The sequence below is a fragment of the Peribacillus sp. YIM B13481 genome (genome assembly GCF_042787985.1).
Lineage (GTDB): Bacteria > Bacillota > Bacilli > Bacillales > DSM-1321 > Peribacillus > Peribacillus simplex_A.
On the sequence record NZ_JBHZPE010000016.1, the window covers coordinates 63,559 to 84,854 of the forward strand.

General features: G+C 39.7%; 18 protein-coding genes and 1 riboswitch. Of the genes, 5 read left to right on the forward strand and 13 right to left on the reverse strand.

Features of this window, described 5'->3' with window-relative positions; all coding sequences use genetic code 11:
* The first annotated feature begins 331 nt into the window (after window positions 1-331).
* Window positions 332-410, forward strand: a riboswitch (glycine riboswitch).
* Between the two features lie 199 nt (window positions 411-609).
* The 3 genes from ACFX4X_RS11805 to ACFX4X_RS11815 all read left to right on the forward strand — a co-directional run bounded on the left by ACFX4X_RS11805 (window position 610) and on the right by ACFX4X_RS11815 (window position 3,896).
* Window positions 610-1,950: an amino acid permease gene (locus tag ACFX4X_RS11805; RefSeq protein ID WP_061461661.1), complete on the forward strand. Its 1,341-nt coding sequence runs from the start codon at window positions 610-612 to the stop codon at window positions 1,948-1,950.
* Window positions 1,951-2,217: 267 nt separating this feature from the next.
* Window positions 2,218-2,418: a DUF3311 domain-containing protein gene (locus ACFX4X_RS11810; protein WP_061461660.1), complete on the forward strand. Its 201-nt coding sequence runs from the start codon at window positions 2,218-2,220 to the stop codon at window positions 2,416-2,418.
* Window positions 2,415-3,896, forward strand: coding sequence for a sodium:solute symporter family protein (locus ACFX4X_RS11815; protein ID WP_377383605.1), 1,482 nt, complete (start codon window positions 2,415-2,417; stop codon window positions 3,894-3,896). The genes ACFX4X_RS11810 and ACFX4X_RS11815 overlap by 4 nt, the downstream gene beginning before the upstream one ends.
* A gap of 198 nt (window positions 3,897-4,094) precedes the next feature.
* Here the strand turns inward: ACFX4X_RS11815 and ACFX4X_RS11820 are convergent, their stop codons facing one another.
* From ACFX4X_RS11820 to ACFX4X_RS11845, 6 genes are all read right to left on the reverse strand, one after another.
* A complete protein-coding gene (locus ACFX4X_RS11820; RefSeq protein WP_377383608.1) occupies window positions 4,095-4,247 on the reverse strand; it encodes a hypothetical protein in 153 nt (50 codons plus the stop codon).
* Window positions 4,248-4,521: 274 nt separating this feature from the next.
* On the reverse strand, window positions 4,522-6,006 hold the full coding sequence (gene argH / locus ACFX4X_RS11825) for an argininosuccinate lyase (protein WP_089362813.1): 1,485 nt from the start codon (window positions 6,004-6,006) through the stop codon (window positions 4,522-4,524).
* Between the two features lie 15 nt (window positions 6,007-6,021).
* Entirely contained in the window at window positions 6,022-7,710 is a 1,689-nt protein-coding gene (locus ACFX4X_RS11830; protein WP_377383611.1) for an ABC transporter permease, read from the reverse strand.
* Window positions 7,707-8,819, reverse strand: a complete 1,113-nt coding sequence (locus tag ACFX4X_RS11835; RefSeq protein WP_377383614.1) for an ABC transporter ATP-binding protein — start codon at window positions 8,817-8,819, stop codon at window positions 7,707-7,709. The genes ACFX4X_RS11830 and ACFX4X_RS11835 overlap by 4 nt, the downstream gene beginning before the upstream one ends.
* A gap of 14 nt (window positions 8,820-8,833) precedes the next feature.
* The gene (locus ACFX4X_RS11840) at window positions 8,834-9,925 is read right to left on the reverse strand and encodes an extracellular solute-binding protein (protein ID WP_377383617.1); all 1,092 of its coding nucleotides are present in this window, start codon (window positions 9,923-9,925) and stop codon (window positions 8,834-8,836) included.
* 2 nt (window positions 9,926-9,927) lie between these two features.
* On the reverse strand, window positions 9,928-11,151 hold the full coding sequence (locus ACFX4X_RS11845; RefSeq protein WP_377383620.1) for an ROK family transcriptional regulator: 1,224 nt from the start codon (window positions 11,149-11,151) through the stop codon (window positions 9,928-9,930).
* A gap of 264 nt (window positions 11,152-11,415) precedes the next feature.
* Between ACFX4X_RS11845 and ACFX4X_RS11850 the strand changes: the two genes are divergently transcribed.
* Together ACFX4X_RS11850 and ACFX4X_RS11855 are read left to right on the forward strand one after the other, a co-directional pair.
* A complete protein-coding gene (locus ACFX4X_RS11850) occupies window positions 11,416-13,920 on the forward strand; it encodes an NEW3 domain-containing protein (RefSeq protein WP_377383623.1) in 2,505 nt (834 codons plus the stop codon).
* Between the two features lie 1,335 nt (window positions 13,921-15,255).
* Window positions 15,256-16,446 carry an MFS transporter gene (locus ACFX4X_RS11855; protein WP_377383626.1) on the forward strand — a complete coding sequence of 397 codons (1,191 nt, stop codon included), beginning with the start codon at window positions 15,256-15,258 and terminating at the stop codon, window positions 16,444-16,446.
* Between the two features lie 232 nt (window positions 16,447-16,678).
* Here the strand turns inward: ACFX4X_RS11855 and ACFX4X_RS11860 are convergent, their stop codons facing one another.
* The 7 genes from ACFX4X_RS11860 to ACFX4X_RS11890 form a co-directional block, all read right to left on the reverse strand.
* Entirely contained in the window at window positions 16,679-17,950 is a 1,272-nt protein-coding gene (locus tag ACFX4X_RS11860) for an MFS transporter (RefSeq protein ID WP_377383629.1), read from the reverse strand.
* An 11-nt stretch (window positions 17,951-17,961) separates the two neighbouring features.
* Window positions 17,962-18,615, reverse strand: a complete 654-nt coding sequence (locus tag ACFX4X_RS11865; protein WP_377383632.1) for an ArsR/SmtB family transcription factor — start codon at window positions 18,613-18,615, stop codon at window positions 17,962-17,964.
* 377 nt (window positions 18,616-18,992) lie between these two features.
* On the reverse strand, window positions 18,993-19,379 hold the full coding sequence (locus ACFX4X_RS11870) for a DUF1259 domain-containing protein (RefSeq protein WP_377383635.1): 387 nt from the start codon (window positions 19,377-19,379) through the stop codon (window positions 18,993-18,995).
* 307 nt (window positions 19,380-19,686) lie between these two features.
* Window positions 19,687-20,076, reverse strand: coding sequence for a cupredoxin domain-containing protein (locus ACFX4X_RS11875; RefSeq protein WP_377383637.1), 390 nt, complete (start codon window positions 20,074-20,076; stop codon window positions 19,687-19,689).
* A 243-nt stretch (window positions 20,077-20,319) separates the two neighbouring features.
* Window positions 20,320-20,538 (reverse strand): hypothetical protein, encoded by a 219-nt coding sequence (locus ACFX4X_RS11880; protein ID WP_377383640.1) that lies wholly within the window; start codon window positions 20,536-20,538, stop codon window positions 20,320-20,322.
* Window positions 20,519-20,785, reverse strand: coding sequence for a metallophosphoesterase family protein (locus tag ACFX4X_RS11885; RefSeq protein ID WP_377383643.1), 267 nt, complete (start codon window positions 20,783-20,785; stop codon window positions 20,519-20,521). The genes ACFX4X_RS11880 and ACFX4X_RS11885 overlap by 20 nt, the downstream gene beginning before the upstream one ends.
* 189 nt (window positions 20,786-20,974) lie before the next feature.
* Window positions 20,975-21,295, reverse strand: a complete 321-nt coding sequence (locus ACFX4X_RS11890) for a metallophosphoesterase family protein (RefSeq protein ID WP_377383646.1) — start codon at window positions 21,293-21,295, stop codon at window positions 20,975-20,977.
* Window position 21,296 lies beyond the last annotated feature (1 nt).

Here is a 21,296-nt window from a genome sequence, read left to right on the forward strand (position 1 = left end):
AAATACCTTTTCAAAAAAAGTGAATCAGTATTTTATAATAGTGATTACATAAAAAAAAGAGTAGAAAACAATCACTTCTGCTTTGAACCATTCAAAGTCTTTTCAAGTGAACGTTCAAAAAAATTAAAACCATTTCAATGTGTTATAAACCTCATATAAGACTGGCTAACTCCCAAAAAAAATTGTTGACCTTCAGAAAAATAGATGATAGAATTCCAATATTATTTTATAAGTATAATGAATGCTTCAGCAGTGGAAGATCACCGCAGACAGACATTTTTACACAACCGCATACAAGCAAGCGATGAATGCTATGGATGACACTATAGCAGGAGCAGCTTCTGGAGAGACTGTACAAGATGCAGCGCCGAAGGATTCACAATCTCAGGCAAAAGGACAGAAGAGTAACGAATGATAAATTGTTATTCTGAACCCTTTAAGAGATTGGTATATCCAATCTCTTTTTTTATTGTCCACTTTGTGATTGGACTTAAAACAACACTCGTGAAAACCATTGGCAAGCTGGGTGAAAAAATCACCTCTCTCTCCAAGACCATGCAGGTTTGAAATCATTCACTACCAAGACTATAAAAGACGGGGGCGTACGAATTGGCTAAACAGGAATTAAAAAGAGATTTAAAAAATCGTCATGTACAACTTATTGCAATAGGAGGAACCATTGGAACCGGTTTATTTTTGGGATCCGGAAAAGCCATACAAATGGCAGGTCCATCTATCATCTTCTCCTATCTAATAATTGGAATTGCCTTGTTTTTTGTGATGAGAGCCCTAGGCGAATTGCTCTTATCCAATGCAGGGTATACGTCATTCACTGAATTCGCAACCGAATATGTCGGCCCATGGGCTGGCTTCGTGACCGGTTGGACATATTGGTTCTGTTGGATCATGACCGCAATGGCCGATATCATAGCTGTCGGTGTCTATATACAATACTGGTTCGATATCCCTCAATGGATACCGGCTCTAATATGCCTTGTCATTCTGTTAGGATTGAACCTATTGACCGTTAAGTTATTTGGCGAATTGGAATTCTGGTTTGCCATCATAAAAGTAATCACGATCATCACCTTGATATTCGTAGGAATCATTCTCTTGGCCATCGGCTTCAATACCAATACGGGAACGGTTTCCCTAACGAACCTATGGACTCATGGAGGCATGTTCCCTAATGGAATTTCCGGATTCCTGTTGTCTTTACAGCTGGTCGTCTTCTCCTTTGTAGGTGTCGAATTGGTCGGGGTTTCAGCAGCAGAAACGGCGAACCCGAGAAAGAACATTCCGTCTGCCATCAATAAAATCCCAGTCCGGATTTTACTTTTCTATGTAGGTGCCATATTCGTCATTCTCTGTGTCAACCCTTGGACACAACTGGATGCCACGAGCAGCCCATTTGTAGAAGTCTTTGCGCTAATCGGCATTCCTGTCGCTGCAGGGATCATCAATTTCGTCGTTTTGACATCAGCTGCTTCTGCATGCAACAGCGGTTTATTTTCAACAAGCCGAATACTCTATACGTTAAGCAGGAATGGAGAAGCCCCTGCTAAACTTGAAAAATTAAATCAACAGGCTGTTCCTAGCAATGCCTTATTAACATCAACAATCGTTGTATCACTAGGAGCATTGTTAAGCAAACTGATACCGGAACAGGCATTTACCGTTGTGACAACCATCAGTGCCATCTGTTTCATATGGGTATGGAGCATCATCTTGATCTCACATATCAAATATTCGAAAACACGGCCGGACCTAAGAGCCGAATCAACTTTCAGGGCTCCTTTTACACCCTTTATCAATTACGCCATTTTAGGATTATTCCTGTTCATCCTTATTGTTATGCTATTCGCTGAAGCCACACGGCTATCACTGCTCATGACGCCAATCTGGTTCATGGTCTTGGTGATACTATATAACTATCAGAAAAAAAGATAGTAAAAGGATAAAGCCTTGAACTCAATAAGAATTCAAGGCTTTATCTTTTATCAGCGGCTCTGTTGCTAAAAATATATCAAGCAACTGCATTAAATTTCATATCAAAATAGTGTAAGCTTATATTTATCATCGGTTCCTTATCAAAGAAGGAATATCCGTCATGTATGAATTTTCCATCCAGTTTGGTTCACCCATCCATCAGTGGCACTGAAGTAAAACCCCCATTGTTGGACGTTTCACTTTATTTAAAACGGAGGGGTTTGTTTAATGAAGATTCTATATATCCTTACTCTAGTTCCTTTTATAGGCATACTAGGATTTCTACCTTTTGTTAATAGAATAGAACCTTATGTATTAGGGATGCCTTTCAATATGTTCTGGATGGCTATGTGGGTGGTCCTTACCTCTGCCATCTTGGGCATCATGTATAAGCTGGATCCCCGGAATCGGGAAGGTGACCAGGAATGAATATTGCCCTCATAATCATTTTAGCTTTTTTACTACTATCGATATTTTTAGGCATTCGTTCTTCAAAAGGAAAAGATATGAACTTGGAACAATGGACGGTGGGCGGACGCGGTTTTGGTGCAATATTCGTCTTCCTGCTGATGGCTGGGGAAATCTATACGACCTTCTCCTTCCTTGGCGGCAGCGGCTGGGCCTATGGCAAGGGCGCACCCGCTCTATATGTTCTTATTTACATTACTTTGTCTTACGTATTATCCTATTGGCTCCTTCCTGAAATATGGAAATATGCCAAAGAAAATAAACTGATGTCCCAATCCGATTTTTTTGTAAGCAAATATAAGAGTCCCAGTTTAGGAATTTTGGCTGCGCTTGTTGGTGTGGTGTCGATGATTCCAGTGATCGTCGTGCAGCTGAAAGGATTGGGGATCATTGTCTCAGAGGCATCTTATGGTGCAATCTCAATGTCTGCGGCGGTATGGATGGGGGCAATCGGCCTTACCATTTATGTAATGATTTCCGGTATACACGGCTCAGTCTGGACAGCAGTCATTAAAGATATCATGATGATCGCTATTATAGGATTCTTAGGAATTTATCTGCCCATTCATTACTTTGGTGGATTTCAGCCGATGTTTGAAGCAATTGATGCGGCCAAGCCTGGTTTTCTAAAGTTCCCCGAGCAGGGACTTAGCATATCATGGTTCATCTCCACGGTAATATTGCTCGTATTTGGTTTCTATATGTGGCCCCAAGTTTTCAGCGCGGTTTATTCAGCTCGCAGCGGGAAGGTATTTCGAAAAAATGCCATCATCAGCCCTTTATATACGCTCATGCTGTTATTCGTATTTTTTGTAGGGTTTACAGCTATATTGAAAGTGCCTGGACTCGTAGGGGCAGATGCAGACCTCTCATTGCTGCGCCTTTCGATCGAGACCTTTGACCCATGGTTTATAGGTATAATCGGCGGCGCTGGGTTGCTGACCGCATTGGTGCCGGGATCCATGCTTTTGATGAGCGTCGCTACACTGCTCGCTAAAAACGTCTATAAGGAATTTGCACCTACAGTATCAGATCGCCACGTTGTAAGATTGGCAAAGATCCTTGTGCCAATCATTGCCCTTATAGCCGTCTACTTCACCTTAAACGGCGGCGAAACGATGTCAGCATTAATTCTCATGGGATACAGTCTCATCACACAGCTTTTCCCGTCCCTTCTATTTAGTCTGAAGAAGAAAAAGAATCCAATCAATAAATATGGCGCAATCGCCGGCATCATCACCGGATTGGCCATCGTGATCTACATTACACTCAGTCATTCAACAATAGGGACCCTGTTTCCATCCTTGCCACAAGCAGCGAAAGATTTGAATGTGGGAATCATCGCCTTGGCATTCAATTTCATTGTGATGATAACGGTAAGTGTTGCCCTCAGGAATCATGCGGTTCAGTTGGAACCAAAATCCGTTAACGATATATGAAGCACTCATTGATGCTGATTATTTTGGAAATCCTGTGAAGGAACATCGGAAGGCTCAGTCAAAAGACTGAGCCTTCCTTCGAATAATACAGTAATAATGTCCTTTTTCTTAAGAGTGATTATAGAAAGTTAATGGCCGTCAAAAACCAATGTCTCATAATAAACTACCAATCTTTTTTGTTTATAATCAAATCCCCTATTATAAATTCATCAAGGTTCTGGCTACTACCAGACCATCCATAGCTAAATCATATCCACCTTTTAATAAGGCTTCCGGATTAAAGCAAAAAGTAATCGATATTACAAAAGCTATTAAAATCAGGATAAAACCGAACTGAGATCTATTTGACATTAACGTTCCGCCTTATATTATGTATTTTACAAATAACGGCATCACTTTGGAAATAATCTTCATTTACTTTCATTAGGGAAATCTCAGTTGTAATAGAAATCAAAATAAATAGCCACCCTAATAAAGAATGACTATATATTATGAAATATGAACTTTAAAATACATCCCGCATTGTTTTTACTCGCGATTGGAGCAAATACTCGTGAATTTCATGCTTTTACTCGTGAGTTTGGAGCAAATACTCGTGAGTTTAATGCCCGTTAAAACTCATAACTTAGTAATCCACTAAAGCCTTCCTTCCATCATTCAATGTTTTAACCATTTCCTTATACTCCTGCAACGCTTGTTCCAGTTTTTGTTTTCTATTTACAATCATCCTCGAAACCTCTTTCGGGCTGGGCCCGCCTTGAATGCTTCTAATTTCCACAAAGTATTCAGGAGAGATGATTTTTTTCCATTCGTCTTCAGTTAAATTCACTGCAACGAATTCATTGATGATCTTGTTGATTTCTTGTGTGTCCCAATCATATAGCTCTTTCCCTTCACTTATCGACCGTTTTGCAATTGTACTTGCTATGGAATGGGCTTTTCTAAATGATATCTCGTAATCTCTTGATAGGGTATCAGCTAATTCAGTAACCGTTATACTGGATTTTGCGGCCATTTTTTTTGTATGTTCTTCATTTACTTTCAATGTTGATATGACTGCATACATTAGTTTCATGACACGTCCTGCATTCGAAAAAGCCCGATATAAATGCGGCTGTAAATCATCTTCCGTATCGACGATATCACCAAATGGTGTGTTGTGGATCATATTCATTGCAGCAAGTGCATCACCATACGCACTGCTTGCAATCGAACGGGAATGTTCAATTGATACTGGGTTTCTTTTTTGCGGCATGATGCTGCTAACTTGAACATAAGGATCTGCCACATGAAATGTACCAAACTCCCTTGTCACATGCTGCAAGAAATCTTGAATCCACCTCCCAGTATTAACCATGCACGTCATAATGGCAGTTGCGGTTTCCAATAAATAATCAGCCCCGCCTATCGAGTCATAGGAATTTTCAACAACCGCCTCAAACCCAAGCAGTTCAGCGGTACGGTTGCGGCTGATTGGAAAACCAGTAGTTGTTAACGCAGCCGCGCCCAGGGGGGATTGGTTCACCGTTTCATAGGCTGCCCATAACCGTCCAATATCCCTTTGAAGAACGTCATAAATGGCTAAAAAATAATGGCCTAATGTAGTCGGCTGAGCCGGTTGGGTATGCGTGTAACCAGTAATATAGGTTTCTATATGTTTTTCTGCCTGCACCAAGAATGCCTCGCTCAATTGGTTTGCATAGCCGATCAATTGGAGAAGATGACCTCTTATAACAAGCCGATACATCGCAACTCCCATATCATTACGGCTGCGGCCGATATGAATCTTTCCTGCGAGCTCGTGACCGATTTCCTCGCCAATCTTTGCCTCCATCATGAAAAATAAGTCTTCGAATTGAGGTTGATAGGTCAGGAGAGTGAGATCTGTTTGAGCCACTTTCCGAATCCCCTCCAGCATGGTTTTCGCTTCTTCTTCTTTAATGATCTTTTGTTCCGAAAGCATGATGACATGTGCCCGATGAATATCGAACATAACATGAAATAAGTAATCTCTTTGATCATTAAAAACAGGCATTAAAAGCTCTTCTGCATATGTTTTTCCGGGAAAAACACTGCCTTCATTTTTGATAAATTCTTCAAGCTTACTCATCTTTGAACCTCCGATTTATAAAGCTTTTTCCGCTTTGATTCCAAAAAACTTGTTCGAAATAAAAAGAACGATAACTATCAGCGTGATTTGAATCATCCCATAGGCAGCTGCCTGCCCCATATTGAACATCCGAAGCTGATTCATGATTTCAATAGATATCGGTCTGTTTGAAATCGTGTACAACAGGACTGAGGTTGGGAATTCTCCTACAGACTCTATAAAGGCTAATAATGCACCTGATAAAACACCAGGCAAAATAATCGGTAATATGACCTTTCTGAAGGTATAAAACCACTTTGCCCCCAAGTTTCTTGCCGCTTCCTCAATTGAGTCATCAAGCTGCTCCAGAACGGCGTTAGTTGAGCGAACAACAAGGGGAATATGTCTGATGAAATAGGCAAGGGGCAAAATCCAAAATGTTCCTACTAATATTTGACCGAAAGAAAAAACGCTAGGTTCATTAAATGCGAATATCAAGTTCATCCCAATAACCGTTGCAGGCAAGGCCCACGGAATCATGACTAGGATATCAATAAAGCTTTTCCCGACGAATTTCCGTTTGACAAGAACATAGGACGCGATGACCCCAAACACCAAATTTGCTAGTGTGGCAATAACAGCCATCAGTAAACTATTTCGTAACGGTTTAAAGATATTGGGGTCTTCAAACAAAAGTCGGTAATTTTCCGCATTAAATACTGTCGGGTACGTTTGAAACGTCCAGGTCCCATCCGGCACAAGCGAAAGCAATAGAATCGTAAAGTGCGGTAAAAGCAGAATAAGTACGCCGATGATACCCGTTCCGACCATCACCCACTTCATAAATGGATTTTTCACTTCACTCCTGTGTGCCCCAATCCCTTTCGAAGCCATGCGGTAATCTTTCCTATTCTGATACCAACGCATGAATAATAGAAATGAAATTGAAACAATGGATAGAATGACGGATTGAGTAGCAGCAATTTCCATATCACCATTGATTTTCGAAAAATAAATTTGCAGGCTCAACACCCTGTACCCGCCAGCTAATAGAAACGGGGCACTGAAAGAAGCCATTGATATCATGAAAACAAGTAAAGAAGCGGCAACGATGGCAGGTGTCAATAATGGAAATGTCACCTTCCAAAAAACCTTGAATTTATTTGCGCCTAAGTTATATGCAGCTTCTTCCAGGGACGGATCAATTTTATTGATTGCAGCGGATACGGTCATATAAAAATAGACATACATCGTATAGGCATGCACGATCAGGATTCCTGATACCCCGCCAATTTTAAATGGAACTTTATCGAGACCGAACATATCCTTGATAGCATTTGGAATTAATCCCGATTCTCCATATAAAAACATAAAGGCCATAACCCCCACCAATGATGGAAGAACAATCGGCAAAATCGCAGCTGATGAAAAGAAGCTTCTGCCTGGAAAATCGTAACGGTTAAAAATGAATGCGAGCGGAATGCCAATCAAGGCACTGACCAATACACTCAATATGGATATATAAACAGAATTCCATAGAGCCTCTAAGTTCGTTTTTGATTCCTGTACGAAGAAGTCCTGATAATTCCCCAGTGATATCGATCCGTCTTTTTGCAAACTTTCTATAAAGGTCCTCAACGATGGGTAGAGAACATAAGCCACGAGCACTAATACAACTGGTATTAAGAGCCAAATCGTTAGTCTAGTATCACGATTTTTAATCATGGAGCATCACCGCTTATGACAGGGATAAGGCGCAGCTGTTTCCCAGGAAGTTGAACATATACTTCCTTCCCTTGATAAAAGTATCCAAATTCATGAGTATTAAATACATCCACCCTTAATAACACGTTTTGAACATCCACCATGACATTTACTACAGATCCAAAGAATTGGACGGAATTGATTTTACCTTTAAAGATATTCATTCCCTCTTCGGCCACATCGAGAATTCTGATTGCTTCAGGACGAATCGAAACAGCAAGGTCATAATCAGTCTGCAGAATAGAAATTCCTTCACTAACTTGATTTTGCACATTGAATTTAATCGGTTGTTCACTGTTTTTTAGGGTTACCACTATATTATCTTGTTGAACTTTTTCGAATTGAACGGGCAATAGATTAATCTCACCTATGAAACTCGCCACGAAATCATTGGCCGGCCGATTATAAATTTCTGCCGGCGTCCCGACCTGGTGGCATACACCATAATTGAACACAGCGATCCGATCACTCATGGACAATGCCTCAGCTTGATCATGTGTGACATAAATGGTGGTAATCTTAAAATCACGCTGCAGCCTTAAGATTTCTACCCTCATTTCATCACGAAGCTTGGCATCCAGATTACTTAATGGTTCATCCAGCAGCAATATTTCCGGTTCAATAACCAGGGCCCTGGCAAGGGCAACACGCTGCTGCTGTCCTCCGCTTAACTGGCTCACTTGACGACTCGAGTAGCTCTCCAGCCTGACTTTGCGAAGTGCATCCAGCACTTTCCCCTTTAAATCGCTTGAAGAAACTTTTCTCACGCGCAAACCAAATGCAACATTTTCAAATACAGTCATGTGGGGAAAGAGGGCATAGTTTTGAAATACCATGCCTGTATTCCTTTTCTCCGGAGGTACACGCGTCATATCTTTGTCGCCAAATCGGACGACGCCTTTTGTTGGATAATAAAAACCGGCAATCATCCGAAGCGTTGTCGTTTTACCGCAGCCACTTGGGCCAAGAAAGGTAAAAAACTCGCCTTCTTTGATTTCCAGATTTAAATGATCAACAGCTATCGTTTTCCCGAAGGCTTTTTGGACATTCTCTATTTTTATTGACGCCATCCAACGACACTTCCTTATTCTTTAATTTCTTTATCCCCACTTTTAATATTTTCGTCCCAATATTTCATCCACTCGTCACCTTTTTCTTGGAATGCGTTCCAATCAATATCCATCGCTTTAATTTCTGTATCCGTGATCCATTCAGGTAAATCCTTCACATCACTTCTGGTCGGAATCCTGTAAAAGTCTTCTGCCAAAATCTTTGCGGCCTCTGGTGAATTCACAAACTCATAAAACGCTTCAGCCGCTTTGGGATGTTTGGCACCTTCAACGATGGCAATTCCTTCTGTCAATACTGGCGTTCCGCTTTCAGGAATGACGAACTCAAACGGATAATTTTTATTTTCTTTCAGCATGACAACATCCGGCATTGCCCAAACGGAAAGCGAGCCCTCTCCTTTTGCCACCTTGTTATACATCATTTCTGGATTGGCTGAATATTCCTTTGTATTTTGGTCGAGCTTCTTTAACCAGTCATATCCTTCTTGTGGATCATTTGTATCCTTATACGTACGATAGATCATCGCAGAAAAAATTGTCCTCATCGTCCCGGAGGCTAGCGGATAGCGGATGATGATTTCATCTTTCCACTTCGGATCAAGCAGCTCATCCCAATCTTTCGGCACTTCGGCTTTGGATAGTTCTTTGCTGTTGTACATGATGACTTCCGGTGTCTGGCTCGTTCCCGTCCAATACCATTCCGGATCGCGGAATCCTTCATCGAGACTATCGGAATAGGTAGGCTTATAAGCAGCTAGCAGCCCCTCATCCTTTGCTTGATTGAAGTTTGTGGAAGGTGCTCCCCACCAAACGTCTGCTTGCGGATTATTCTTTTCTGAGCGAACACGGTCAAGGATTTCCTGTGACCCCATGTCAAGCCACTCAACATCAATGCCATATTTACCTTCGAACTGCTTTTCGAATTTTGATAAAATATCTTTGCCATGCGGTGAATAAACGACGATTTTATCTTCCAACTCACCTTTTTCTCCCTTGGCACCGCCAGCATCCGAATTCGTTTTCGTATCTGTACCGTTACATCCTGAAAACAATATTGCTGCCGATAAAGTCAGTACTGAAACAAGCGACTTTTTCCTGTTTTTCATTATTAATCCCCCTCATCATGAAAATTCAAAATGCTATCATGTTCCCTTAAGAATAGGGAAACCGCGCCTAATACTCCTGCGTTTTCTCCCAGTTGTGAAATTTTCATTTCTACTAAACTTGGAAGATATCGATCAACGATTTCACGAACTCTAGGTAAAATGTATTCAGATGAATTTAATACACCACCTCCTAAAATGATTACATCTGGATTTAGCAAACTAGCCGCATTGACAATTCCGCAGGCTAAATGTTCGATTGCTTCATTAATGACGGCCATGGCTGTCGTGTCCCCTTTTTTCGCGGACAAAAAGGCATCTTCCCCTGTCAGTTCGGAAGACTTGGCCCGTTCAAATAAAGAATGCTGAGGATCTTTGAGAACAGCTCTCGTAAAATGACCGCCAATCGATTTTCCTCCTGCGACACTTTCCAAATAACCGTATCTATGGAAAATCGGCTTGAATTCACGCTTCATATCCTCTTTGTCCGTCACCATATATCCCATCTCCCCAGCTGCACTGGAAGCCCCTCTGTATAACTGGTTATTCAAGATAATGCCGCTTCCTATACCGGTTCCAACCGCAATGAACAACAAATTTCGCTTATTTTGTGCATTACCCAGCCACTGTTCACCGAGGGCTGCCGCGTTTACATCATTGTCGAGAAAAATAGGGAAATCAAAATACCGTTTCGCTTCGGCTATAAACGGATATTGAACCCATCCTAAACTCGGTGCCTCTATGACTAATCCGCTTGCCGTTTGCGTTATACCAGGAATCCCAACCCCCATCCCTAATATCCTGTTTTTCACAATCTGATTCTTTGCAATTAACCGTTCCGTTTCAATCGCCATTTGTTTAAGAAGACCTGATTGCAAATAATTTTTTGTTGAAAAACTAGTTTCAGCAAGGATTTTCCCACTTAAATCACATAAAACGATTTTCACTTTCGTCCCGCCAATATCAGTCCCAATGATATAGGCAGCCTTCTCATTGAAAAAGAGCTGGATAGGCCTCCTCCCACCTTGAGAAGAGGACTCTCCAATCCCTTTCTCAAATACCCATTTCTCCTGTATAAGCTCATCCACAGCCAGAGAAACAGTCGGTTTACTCAACTGAAGCTTAACGGCGATTTCCGCTCTTGAAATGGGTGAACATTGTTGAATGCATTGAATGATCCTTTTTTTATTAGCATATTTTTGATGACTGGGTGTTCTTTTAAAACTCATCACATCACGGCCTTACATCATTTAGTTAGTAATTCTTCCTAATTAAGTAAAAATATAACTTAAAGGGATTTAACACACAAGTTATTTTTCCAATTTTTAAAATATTCTTATTTTAATAGTTACTTCGCATTATTTACATTTATAACCATCAGTGATATTTATTAGATATGTTTTTTCCGTCTGGTTGGTTAGAAAATATTACTAACCTACATTAATTTCTTCACAAAAGTTTAGGTATTTTAGTTGAAGGAGGTTCAAAGAAAAATGAAAAAAGCTCTGGTATCTTTGCTTTCTCTTTGGTTCGTTCTTGCATCATTGCCGCTCGGAGGCAGCGCTGCAAAAACGGAGAAAGCCAACGTTGAGTTATGGAATGCAGTCAAGCCACTCGAGACGACCGTGACATTCTTAAACAGCGGAGCCCATCCAGATGATGAACGAAGTGACTTTCTCGCTTATCTATCGAGAGGATTAGGTGTGAAGACATCCAGCCTGATTGCAAATCGGGGTGAAGGGGGACAAAATGAAATTGGGGATGAACTGGACAATGCTCTTGGAATCATCCGTTCAAGGGAAATGATAGAAGCTGCAAAAATCACTGGGGTGAAGGCGTATCATCTAAGTGAAACAACCTCTGATCCCATTTATGATTTCGGCTTCTCTAAAACACCAGGGGAAACATTAGAAAAGTGGGGTGAGGAACTCACGTATGAACGGCTTATCCGCTTTATTCGAACGTATCAGCCTGATATATTAATGCCTTCCTTCCAAAATGATGATACCCAGCATGGACATCATCGAACAATGACAATCTTAAGTGAACGTGCCTTTAAGGATGCCGCTGATCCAACTGTTTTTCCACAACAATTGAAACAAGGTCTATCTGTATGGCAAGTGAAAAAGTTATATTTACCTGTTTCCTCCGCAGATCAAGCAACCACTTCGATTGAAATCGGAAAATATGATCCAATATACGGTATGACTTACCCACAGCTTGGGGAACAATCCCGCTATCTTCATAAAAGCCAAGGCATGGGTTCTGATATTCCTGCAGCGCCTCGACAGATCCATCTGGATTTGAAACAAAGTGCCGTTGATACAAAAAAACAGTCGGACCTTTTTGCAGGTGTACCTTATAATTTTACAGAATGGGCTGAAAAACTCCCTCACTCAGCATCAAAGTTAAAGGGTGAATTTAAATACTTACAACGAAATTTGGATGCCGTTATTGCGGCTTATCCAAATGATAAACGTGTTTTTTCAGCATCCCAAACAGCGCTCTCCAATGTTCGTTCAATTATTGCGCAAATCAAAAAAGAAAAGCTAAGCCCTGCCACGAAGAACGACTTGATTCATAAGCTCTCATTAAAAGATGAGCAATTGCAAAACGTAAGTTATGTCTCCTCAGGACTGGATATTCAAGCTAAAGCTGCTTCAATGATTCTTACAAAAGGCCAAATTACGAACGTAACCGTAACCTTGAAGAATAACGGGAAACAAACATTGAAAAAAGTCGCGGCTGCATTGAACGTGCCTAAAGGATGGACAGCTAAAACAAAATCTAAAGAAATCAATCTAAAACCAAATGAATCAGCAAAAATAACCTACCAGGTTAAAGTCCCAGAAGATGCAGCTTATTACCATGCTTATGATGAATCAACCATTACAACCAATATTTCTTATAAATACGGCAGCACCAAAACTGCCATAAAGGAAGAATTGGATGGAACGATAGCTGTCCTTCCTGACGTTGGCCTTACCCTATCTCCTGAAGATATCGTGGTAAATACAATAGATGTAAAAGAAGAAATACCAGTGACCGTAACCTTGAAAAATTATACAGAGGGAAAGACATCAGCAAAGGTCGCTTTGAAAATCCCTGAAAATTGGGAAGTTCATCCTAAAAAAGCCACCGTATCATTTAATGAAAAATCAGAAGAAAAACAAGTGAAGTTCACCCTCACACCACCGAAGGCAATTCAAAATGGGGAATATCAGGTTAAGGCAGTTGCCACTGTCAATGGAAAAACCTTTGATTCAACCATCCAGGAAATTTCCTATGACCATATCGGAACATTCTATTACCAATACCCAGCAGCCATCAACACCGTTGCATTTGAGCTTTTAATGCCGGCTTCATTAAAAGTGGGTTACATTGAAAGTGGATTTGATAAAGTGGCAGATTACTTAAGCAATGCAGGCCTTAACATTACAAAGTTAACAGCAGCTGATTTAGCAGAAGGTGATTTGAGCCAATACGACACGATCGTTACAGGCATACGTGCCTATCTATCCAGGGAAGATTTGAAGGCAAATAACGCTCGCTTACTTGAATATGTGGAAAATGGCGGTCATCTCGTCGTTCAATACCATAAACCTGGTGATGGATGGGATGCCCTGAAGACTGCCCCATATCCACTTACCCTCGGGAATCCTTCCATTCGCTGGCGGGTAACAGATGAAAATGCCGCGGTAAACGTCTTGAAACCAGAATCAGCGCTTTTTAATTATCCAAATAAAATAACATCGGACGACTGGAACAATTGGGTTCAAGAAAGAGGATTGTACTTCCCAATGAAATGGGATGATCGATTTGAAACGTTCATTTCCATGGCTGATCCGAATGAAGCACCATTTGATGGCGGAATCCTTATGGCAAAATACGGTAAAGGCACCTACCTTTACACGAACCTTGTCCTATACAGACAAATTCAAGGTCAGGTTCCAGGCGGATATCGAATCATGACGAACCTGATTAGTTATGGGCAGTAAATAGGGAAGAAACCTATGCAAGTGTTGACTGCATAGGTTTCTTTTTTCTGATGTTTGCCCAATTGAAGCTTTACTAGATTTCGGATATAAATAAAAAAATCTTATCTAATGTCCGTTTTCTTTCTACTCTAAAATAAAAAAAGTTATGCACAAAAATAAGGGAAAGGCTTATGCGTTTGGGTTTCCCCTCATTTTCCGCATTCTCTTGTCCACACTTTATGCACAACTTTTTTCATAATCCACTTCATTGCCGGCAATCTTAATAATAATCTCTTACAGGCATTTCAACATTCTCATTCCGTTAAAGCACTTTTCTGAAAAGCAAAGCACCTTTTAGTTCAAGAAACATTCATTTTTTTAAGTTCTATAATGTTACCAATAAGTCCAATAAAAACACCAACCGCAAATATTATCGGAATAAATAATGGACCTGATTCTGGATACTCAACTATTAAACCATTCACTCCCAAAATGCATAAAACAGGGCAACTTATTAATCCAATAATCACTCTTACCCTTTTATTAATTTCAAAGACCTCCAGCCGTAATTATCAACTTCCCAAAAACAGATTTTACAAATGTTATGCACTTCACAGTGTTAAAGTTGACCAATGGGTGTTCTGTTTTCTATCACTAATACAAATTCTTCAGGGGATAAATCAATTTGTTTTTCAAGCCAACCAAGATATTCATCTTCGTTTCCGAAGTCTTTATCTGCCAAAACTAATAATGAAAGAATCTCTTCGAAAAGGAATCACATAATTCCGATGCTTTTTAAATCTATTGGTTCAAAATCCAAAAATAACTCTCACTTCTTATAAAGATATAATTATACATCCAGGCATTGATATCCTTGTTGAACTCCCTCAGATTGAAAAAGGTGCTCCAAAGGATCCTGAAAATCGTCAACATGATAGGCAGAAAACTCAGTTTTACTTATTTCTATTGTAAAATACCTCATTAATTCTCCACACAATGACTGTTCAGATACAGATAAAGGCCCTCTGTTCTTTCAGAAAACCTTTACTGGCCTTTTCCAAAACTCCATCTATCTCCTATATATGAAAATCCCCAAAATAAGTTTACACGACAAAAAGTATCTTGAAATAAGTACGCTTTGCTATTTAGTTCATTTCTTTTAAAGTAATGAATCAGGTTTGAGTTTCATTTGATGATGTTTCTATAAAATGTACTTTTAACGTTATTTAATTTTTATAGAAGTAATCAACGATAACTAAGCAAGGGTTTTCCTCGTGAAAATGTTTTATGGTATGATAATTAGATTGTTTATCTACCCTGTGACACATTTACATTCATCTAAGAAAAGAGGTATTTATGCACGCTACAAAATTATCCAAGCGACATTGGTTACTCATCTTAACACTTACTTTATTAACATTTGTTCTCGGGACAAGCGAATTTGTTATCATCGGGATCTTAACCGATATTTCCTCGAGTCTCCATATTACAAATGCAAAAGCAGGCACACTCGTTTCTGCGTTTGCGATTACGTTTGCCATTGCCACACCACTCGTAATGTCGGCAACAAGTCATTTTCCAAAGCGTAAATGGATGTTGTTTTTGATAGGTTCGTTCATCATCCTGAATGCTTTGTGCGTGATTTCGACAAGCTACATCATGCTCCTTGCACTTCGGATGATGACTGCGATTGTAACAGGAGTTTTAATTTCTCTTGCCATGATTGTTGCAAGTGAAGCCATGCCGATCGTAAAACGTGGACTTGCTATATCATTCGTTTTCGGTGGTTTTACTCTTGCAAACGTGATTGGAGTACCAATAGGCACGGTCATCGCCGAAATGTACGACTGGAATGCAACCTTCCTGTTAACGACTTTTCTCGGTGGAATTGCATTTTTGGCATCTTTCTTCATTTTGCCTACTATGCACAGCCCATTTCGCAGTTCGATGCGCGAGCAATTTTCTTTGTTAACACACCCACGAATCTTAATGGCTTTTTTCATTCCATCTCTTGGATTTGGGGCTACGTATGCCGTTTATACGTATCTTGTTCCGATCCTGAAAGTAATGGAAGCACCAAGTAGTTCAATCAGTTTGATTTTGTTTGGCTATGGATTCATTTCCATTTTCAGCAACATACTCGCTGGTAAAATTGCCAGCTACAATGCTATCGGGCGCCTCCGGTTTGTTTTCCTCGTGCAAGCAATTGTTCTGATCAGTTTATATTGGACGACAAATAATTTTATCTTTGGATTGGTTAACATTGGCTTGATGTCATTAATGGCCATCCTTTTAACAACATCTACTCAGCTTTATTTGATAGACCTTGCCGGTATTTATCAACCAAAAGCTACAGGACTAGCTGCTTCACTGATGCCAGTGGCAAGCAATGTCGGTATCGCCTTTGGTTCCGCATTAGGGGGAATTGTTTACCATCAGGGAAATTTGATGAGTGTGTCATTGGTCGGTGGGCTGGTTGCTATCTGTGCAAGTCTTCTCACTTTCCTAAGTTATCGCTTAGACCAAAAACAAAAGAAAGCAGCATAACCTTGGGAATGGAATTTCACTATCTGGGATTCAATTGCTTCATTCTTTTGCCCGTCGTTTCATCGAAATGACGTCTCTGTCGAATAAAGTAAATGAGGGACACTGATTGTGTCAGCACCCCCATACGACTGCCTGTCGCACAAAAAGCTGCCTTAAAGACAGCTCCGATTTTAAGCTAGCGCACCTGTTAGTTTCAAGAAAAAAAACTGATTTCGTAGTGAAATTGGTTTTTTTATTTTTTACTTCCTCGAGACCAGATAACCACTGGAATCAATAATATAGATAATAACCCTCCAATAAATGATAATGTTGTATAACTTGAACCAGCCACAATCATTCCAGATAAGGCTCCACCAGAAGCTCCTGATAATGCAATTAAAACATCCACTGTACCTTGAGTTTTAGCCCGAGTTGAAGTTTCAGTTGAATCAACAATAAGAGCAGTCCCACTTATTAAACCAAAATTCCATCCTAATCCAAGTAAAGAAAGAGCAATTACTAGGAGAATCATAGAATCACCTGGTGCAATCGCTGATATTAAACCTGCCAGAAGCAACGTAGCTCCAGAGGCAATAGCCATAGCAGTACGACCAAACTTATCAACAAGGACACCTGTAACCAGTGAAGGGAGATACATTGCCCCTATATGAAAACCAATAACAAGACCTATTTCACCCAAGTTATGTCCATGATGTCTCATATGAACTGGTGTCATTGTCATAATAGCCACCATTACGATTTGAGTAAGAACCATAACTGTCGCACCAACAATAATACCTCTTTTGTTTGCTATTTGTTCAGTATCAGCCGAATGTCCTATTCGATCACTATCTTGGTTGGAAGCTTCTATCGTTCTTGCGATAACTAATGGGTCTGGGCGAAGCATGACGAAAAGTACAAGACCTGCCAGGATAAATGCTGCTGCTGATAAAATGAAAGGACCAGCAAGTGATGGAATGCCAATAGATGTAGCAAAATCCCCCATTACATTCACTAAATTCGGACCTGCAACTGCACCAAATGTTGTAAACACCATTGTAATACTAATAGCAGTAGCTCGTTGTTTATTGTTCGCTAAGTCCGTACCAGCGTAACGAGCTTGTAAATTTGTCGCTGTTCCTGCACCATAAATAAGCAGGGAAGCAAATAAAAGGAAAACACTATTTATTATAGCTGCAGTTATGACTCCTATTGCTCCAAGTCCACCTATCATAAAACCTGCTGTTAGACCTGTACGACGACCGTAACGTTGAGAAAGTCTCCCTACGATTAAAGCAGCCCCTGCAGACCCTAAAGTAAATAAACCCGAAGGAAGTCCAGCAAATGCATCAGTGCCAAGCATTTGTTGTGCAAGAAGTGCCCCCACCGTAATTCCAGCCGCTAACCCAGCACCACCAAAAATTTGTGAAATACTTATAATAATTAATGTGCGTTTGTATAACATTTTTTGTTTTTCTTGAGAATCTACATAACTCTGGTTCAATTGATATGCTTTATTAGACATTTGTTAATACCTCATTTATCATTCTGTAATTTCCAATCATGTACACCTTCCTCTAGACGAAATGCATTAAAACCTTTGGATCTTAAAAGTTCAACAGCTTCCACTGACATTAAACAGTAACAACCACGACAATAAGCAATCACATCACAATTGGTTGGTAAAGTTGAGAGTTTCTCGCTTAACTCTTCAATTGGCATAGAAACTGCACCAGGAATATGAGCTTCTTCATACTCCTCCATAGGTCTTACATCCAACAAAATAGCTTCACCTTTATCCATCCGTTCTTTAAGTTCTGAAAGTGAAACCCCATCCGTGCCAAGATTGGCATTTAAGAACTCTTGCTTAATTTGTTGAACCTGTACAAACTGTTTTTCTGCTAATGTATGCAAGGAAGTTAAAAAATCCGAAATGGCTGCATCTGCTAGTTCGTAAATGACGTAGTTCCCTTTCTTCTGAAACTTTACCAATCTAGAATTAGCAAGGGTTTGTAAATGTTGAGATACATTCGCCACAGACATATTAGTAGCTTTAGATAATGCCTCCACCGACTTTGGACCATGAGATAAAATATCAAGAATTTCCAACCGTTTTGGACTAGAAAGACTTTTACCTATTCTTGCGAACTCTTGATACAATAAATCCTTTAAATATCGATCATCAAACATGTAAAATCACCCTCTATCTATTCAAGTGTTTTATTCAATACTTGAATATTAATCAAAACTATAAGAATTGTAAAATAATTCCTTAACTCCAACCGTTTGTTAAAAGTTCCCCTTTTGTACTTAGTATGGCACTAAACCATATAAATGGGTATATAAAACAGTCTGTTTTCATGCAGAAAAGACTGCAGAGTCATCTCCAGACCATTTTCGCACAATATGAATACACTAAGCTTGTTGAACGAACCCCCCTTTAGTTCTATAAGAAAAAGCCGCCTTTAAGACAGCTCCAATCTTCAGCTAACGCACATGTCAGTTCAACAAAACCGGGTTTTCACCGTGTATTATGTTCATCAAAAATCAAACTAGTGGGAAATCCGTTAGTTCCTTAGCGCTTTTCTAACTTTCTTTGCAAAAACTAATGGATCATCAACAGCTTCGATATTAACGTAAATCAAATTCGGATTATCAAATAGCCACTCATTGTGTATGGATGAAACTATTATTCCTTGTTTAAGAATCAAAGCAACAAAATTCTTGACTTCTTTTTGCAAGAGTGCAACCCTACCTAGGCACAATGCTCGTCCAGTCTGATTATCTCTTGATTCAAATGAGAAAGAAGAGGTTACTCTAAAACGTTTTCCTAAAATTTTTGCTTTTATTTCATTTCGGTTTATGGTTGTTACACATTTCCCACCCGCAAAACCTTCTTGTCCACCGATAATTCTAGCAAACTTTTGACAAATTAATTCATCATTAGATGCCATCTATTCATCCCCTCCCTAATATTAATAGAATATGAATCAATGAATAGATCCGAAACGGATATGAATCTATTTTGAAATGAAAACTATTTTTATATCTTGTTCAAACTATACTGCTCCTGTTAGCTCCATAAGAAAAGAGCTGATCACCAAAGCTCACTAATGAACCATTTATTAGAGGTGGAACAATTATTATTCAAGCATCAATATCCTCTGTAATGAAAAACAAGCTTAATAAAAATCTCTCTAAAACTTAATCGATAATACAAGCCTTGCCTATAAAAAAACAAGGCCTTATTGGCCCTGCATTTTATTCGACTATTACTTTCCCAACCATTCCTTTCTCGAAATGGTACCGACATATCAGTTCATATGTACCGGACTGTTTCGGATTCACGGTAATGTTTTTTTCTTCACCTGGCTGGAGCTCAACGTCAATTCCGAGCTTTTCCAGTGTGAAGGTGTGCTCTTTACTGCCTTTGTTTTTCAATATCAACGCTGTGGCTGTTCCATTCGGAATAGTGATGACTTTCGGATTAAAGAAATCATCGTTCAACTCGACCTCAATCGATTTCCCCGTCTCCATAGGCTGATTTATAACACCGGATTCGGCAAATACGCCGAGTGAGCCTAATGTTGCCACAACTACAACAATTGCAAGCACAACGCCCAATCCTGTTACCCACTTTTTCATAGACATTCGCAATCCCTCCTTTCCTCTATTTTTTTCTAATTCATTAAATATTATTACTATAAATTTGGTTGCGTGCTTTCAAATAGTAACTTTTTTATCTGAAACAGTGAAAAGAGGGTGATCGACTCTAATCCTCTGGAGTCTATTCTTATGCAACTAAACTGCCCGTTTATCCATAAGAAAACGAGCTGCCAAGGCAGCTCCCTTATTTGAAGTAAAGCACTTGTTATCTGAATAAGTAGTTACCTTTTATTTCTCGTTTAATTGCTCTACCCACTCTATAAACCAATCTTGAGGTTTCTTAACAATATTTTTAGTAGGTGGGTCAATTTCAAGATTTACTTGAGAAAAGGCTTTCCCATTAGAATAAGCTTGAACGATCAGTTTACCGGCTACAACGGTATTGGCATATTCATGGCTGTGACCGGTAAAAATGACATCGACCTCATCATCGATTTTTGGAGCCATCTATAGCTCCACTGGAATTTGCTCCTGACTGATCTGATTTAGCTGAATCATGTGCCAGTACAACAATTACTTTGATCCCTTTTTCCTTTAAAAGCTTAACGGTTCGGTTAATAGCTGTAACTTCATCCGTACTTTCTACTTCCTTTCGATTTTCAGGCGCCACATACAGGTTAGTCTCTTTTGTGACGACACCTATAAAGCCAATATTTATTCCGTCAATTTGTTTAATAACATACGGTGGTAACAAGGGAGTACCCGATTTTGTATCGATGATATTTGCAGAACTGTAAGAAGTATTGGCACCTTGAAAATAACCTGTTTTTTATTGAATCCTCCATAAATAAGACGTTTCATCTCATTTACGCCTTGGTCTAATTCATGATTTCCAGGTGTCCCGATATCAAAGTGCAGGAGATTTAAAAATTCAATCGTGGGTTCATCGAGAAGAGATTGGAGGACTTCCTCCTACCATATCACCAGAATGAACAAGTAGTGTATTTGGGTTTTCTTTTATATACTTTTTTAAATAGGCAGCCAGGTATTCAGCACCCCCTGCCATGGTTCCTGAAACCATTTGATATTTGTTTAGTTGGCCGTGAAAATCATTAACGTCTAACAATTGAACTTGAATGTGGCGGTTGGATGTGGAATGATTCGTTGTGGAATGTTTGGATGATAATGCTGTGATTTTATAAGTTACGAGAATGATGATAAATACCAAGATGAACAAAGAAGTTATGGCCTGAAACTTTGACAAC

Coding starts and splice junctions, on each gene's coding strand:
- ACFX4X_RS11860 (WP_377383629.1), bottom strand. CDS start 17,950: ATGTCTAATAAAGCATATCAATTGAACCAGAGTTATGTAGATTCTCAA.
- ACFX4X_RS11820 (WP_377383608.1), bottom strand. CDS start 4,247: ATGTCAAATAGATCTCAGTTCGGTTTTATCCTGATTTTAATAGCTTTT.
- ACFX4X_RS11870 (WP_377383635.1), bottom strand. CDS start 19,379: ATGGCATCTAATGATGAATTAATTTGTCAAAAGTTTGCTAGAATTATC.
- ACFX4X_RS11880 (WP_377383640.1), bottom strand. CDS start 20,538: ATGGCTCCAAAAATCGATGATGAGGTCGATGTCATTTTTACCGGTCAC.
- ACFX4X_RS11830 (WP_377383611.1), bottom strand. CDS start 7,710: ATGATTAAAAATCGTGATACTAGACTAACGATTTGGCTCTTAATACCA.
- ACFX4X_RS11865 (WP_377383632.1), bottom strand. CDS start 18,615: ATGTTTGATGATCGATATTTAAAGGATTTATTGTATCAAGAGTTCGCA.
- ACFX4X_RS11840 (WP_377383617.1), bottom strand. CDS start 9,925: ATGAAAAACAGGAAAAAGTCGCTTGTTTCAGTACTGACTTTATCGGCA.
- ACFX4X_RS11850 (WP_377383623.1), top strand. CDS start 11,416: ATGAAAAAAGCTCTGGTATCTTTGCTTTCTCTTTGGTTCGTTCTTGCA.
- ACFX4X_RS11845 (WP_377383620.1), bottom strand. CDS start 11,151: ATGAGTTTTAAAAGAACACCCAGTCATCAAAAATATGCTAATAAAAAA.
- ACFX4X_RS11835 (WP_377383614.1), bottom strand. CDS start 8,819: ATGGCGTCAATAAAAATAGAGAATGTCCAAAAAGCCTTCGGGAAAACG.
- ACFX4X_RS11855 (WP_377383626.1), top strand. CDS start 15,256: ATGCACGCTACAAAATTATCCAAGCGACATTGGTTACTCATCTTAACA.
- ACFX4X_RS11810 (WP_061461660.1), top strand. CDS start 2,218: ATGAAGATTCTATATATCCTTACTCTAGTTCCTTTTATAGGCATACTA.
- argH (WP_089362813.1), bottom strand. CDS start 6,006: ATGAGTAAGCTTGAAGAATTTATCAAAAATGAAGGCAGTGTTTTTCCC.
- ACFX4X_RS11815 (WP_377383605.1), top strand. CDS start 2,415: ATGAATATTGCCCTCATAATCATTTTAGCTTTTTTACTACTATCGATA.
- ACFX4X_RS11875 (WP_377383637.1), bottom strand. CDS start 20,076: ATGTCTATGAAAAAGTGGGTAACAGGATTGGGCGTTGTGCTTGCAATT.